Consider the following 1,611-nt stretch of genomic DNA (forward strand, 5'->3'; position numbering starts at 1 on the left):
TTTAATTCCAGTTGTTACATCCGATACACCTGTAGCTACTTGCTGAGAACCCGGTGCCAATTGTTTAATTCCTATTGTTACTTCTGATACGCCTATAGCTAAGTCGGAGGCCAAGCGGTCTTAGGAAGACAATAGAGAGGGACAACCCCTTGGCTCACAGAACGACATGGCTACGATCCGACTTGTTTAATTCCAGTTGTTACATCCGATACACCTGTAGCTACTTGCTGAGAACCCGGTGCCAATTGTTTAATTCCTATTGTTACTTCTGATACGCCTGTAGCTACTTGTTGAGAACCTGGCGCTAATTGTTTTATTCCTGTTGCTACTTCTGATACGCCTGTAGCTACTTGTTGAGAACCTAAAATCAATGCTTGTAAAGATTCGATATACGGAGCCAATTCAGGATTTGCTTCAAGTACAGGGAGCATTGCTTCAAGTGCTGCTAAACCTCCTGCTACTTTTTGTGCACCTTCATTTAAGGCATCAATTTTAGCATCAATGCTTGCCAAACCTCCTGCTACCGTTGCAGCACCATTATCTAGCGCATCAATTTTAGCATCAATACTTGCTAAACCTCCTGCTACCGTTGCAGCTCCTGCATTTAGTGCATCAATTTTAGCATCAATTTGTGCTAAACCTCCTGCTACCGTTGCAGCTCCTGTGTTTAAATCCCCAATACTACCATTTAAAGTTGATAATCCTCCCGCTACTTGTAAGGCACCATCATTTAAAGTACCAATACTACCATTAATAGTTGCTAGACCACCGGCTACTGATTTGGCACCTGTATCTAGTGGGTCAATCTTCGTGTTTAACTCAGATAACCCGCCTGCTACTTGTTTGGCACCTGTGTCTAGAGGGTCAATCTTCGTGTTTAATTCTGATAATCCTCCTGCTAGTTGTAAGGCACCTGTATTCAGAGGACCAATACTATTGTTTAATGTAATTAAGCCTCCTGCTAATGATTTTGCTCCAATATCCAGAGGGTCGATTTTCGTGTTTAATTCAGATAATCCTCCCGCCACTTGTAAGGCACCCGTATTTAAAGGACCGATGCTTCCATTTAATGTAGATAATCCACCTGCTAATGTACGAGCTCCTGTATCTAGTGGGGCGATCTTCGTATTTAACTCAGACAATCCACCTGATACTTGTTTGGCACCATCGTCTAAAGGGGCTATCTTCGTGTTTAACTCTGATAAACCACCTGATACTTGTTTGGCACCATCATCTAAAGCACCCATATTAGCATTTAATGTTTTTAATCCACCTGCGATTTGTTGAGCACCTGGAACTACCTTAGAGGCAAATTCCTTTATTAAAGTATTTGCACCTGTAGAGGCCTCTTTCAAACCACTAACAATTTGATTCGAACCACCTTTAAGGGAATTTAACCCTCCTAAAACTTGGCTCGTACCGCCATATAAAGATTTTGAACCACCCGCAACTTGGCTAGAACCATCCGCAAGCTTTTGGATGTCACCTGCCCCACCAGTAATCGCAGATAATAATTCACCTGCTCCAGCGTCCGCTGTTTGTGCACCAGCAGCTAACTTGTTGATGTCACCAGCTTTTTCCGTTAACGAAGAAAGTAATGTACCTGTCCCT

The 1,611-nt window shown here is 42.8% G+C and carries 1 protein-coding gene; it reads right to left on the reverse strand.

The window, feature by feature from the left end; all coding sequences use genetic code 11:
* Positions 1-170 precede the first annotated feature (170 nt).
* Positions 171-1,611 (reverse strand): hypothetical protein (locus ACR2F3_RS03275; RefSeq protein ID WP_432708549.1); only part of this gene is annotated, 1,441 nt, incomplete at its 5' end.

This window comes from Pedobacter sp. (genome assembly GCF_045627485.1).
Classification (GTDB): Bacteria; Bacteroidota; Bacteroidia; order Sphingobacteriales; family Sphingobacteriaceae; genus Pedobacter.